Source organism: Aeromonas tecta (genome assembly GCF_000820185.1).
Classification (GTDB): Bacteria; Pseudomonadota; Gammaproteobacteria; order Enterobacterales; family Aeromonadaceae; genus Aeromonas; species Aeromonas tecta.
Genome location: NZ_CDCA01000049.1, coordinates 1,188 through 2,181, shown reverse-complemented (window position 1 = coordinate 2,181; position 994 = coordinate 1,188). Strand labels below are relative to the sequence as shown.

Genomic DNA, 994 nt, shown 5'->3' with positions numbered 1-994 from the left:
CACCTGAATGGCGCCGCTTGTGCTTAAGCCTTCGTGGGCAAACAGGGCCAAGAGCCCGATCAGCACCATCATGTAGAACATGTCGATCAGCGGGCGCAGCAAGATACCGTTGATTTTCAGGCTCTTGAGGCGTGCATGCCAGTGCTGCTGGTTGACGCTGGCAAAGGCGTTGGCAAAATGCCGCTCCTGCACCATGGCCTGGATCACTGGCATCCCCTGCAGGGATTCGTTGAGCCGGCTGTTGATGTCAGAGAGCAGGCTGCGGGTCGCTCGCACCACGGGCACACTCAATTTCTGGTAGAGCCACATCACGGCGCCCACCGCCGGCAGCAGCGTGGCGCACACCAGCATCAGCCGCAGATCCAGCAGCGCCATGGAGAGCAGGATGCCGCACAGGAGCACCACTTTTTGCACCAAGAGCCCAATCACCTGCACATAGAGGTTCATGATCGCCTCGGTGTCGTTGGTGATGCGGGAGATGAGCGAGCCCGAGCGGTGCTTGTCAAAATAGCGGGCCGGCAGGCGGATGGCGGTGGCAAACACCTGCTCGCGAAGGGTCTGCACCACCGCCTGGGCGATGCGGTTAAAGCGCAAGGATTGCAGGTAAAAACCGGCGGCCGAGAGCAGTTGCAGGCCGAGATATCCCGCCCCGATGGCCGCAATGGCGGGCCACACCAGCTGGCGCGGCGCCAGATAGTCATCGATGAACAGCTTGATCAGCAGCGGCCCCGCCACCTCGGCGCCGGTGGCCAGCAGCAGGCAGACACCCGCCTGGATAAGCCAGCGGGGGTAGCGGGCACAGTAAGCCAGCAGCCGTTTAATGGTTGGATTCACAGACTCTCCCCACATCGTGCTTCAGTTACGGATAAAGGGCGCACTACGGCCGCCTGAAGTCGCTTGATAGTTGGATTCACAGATTTGCCTCCAGCGCAGCGCTCCCAGGGAACTGACTCTTTTTACCCCCTTCTCCCCTGGCGGGAGAAGGGTTGGGGAT

The 994-nt window shown here is 61.3% G+C and carries 1 protein-coding gene; it reads right to left on the bottom strand.

The features are described from left to right. Positions 1-834: ABC transporter ATP-binding protein (locus BN1137_RS21235; RefSeq protein ID WP_198150695.1), on the bottom strand; the 834-nt coding region annotated here is incomplete at its 3' end. Positions 835-994 lie beyond the last annotated feature (160 nt).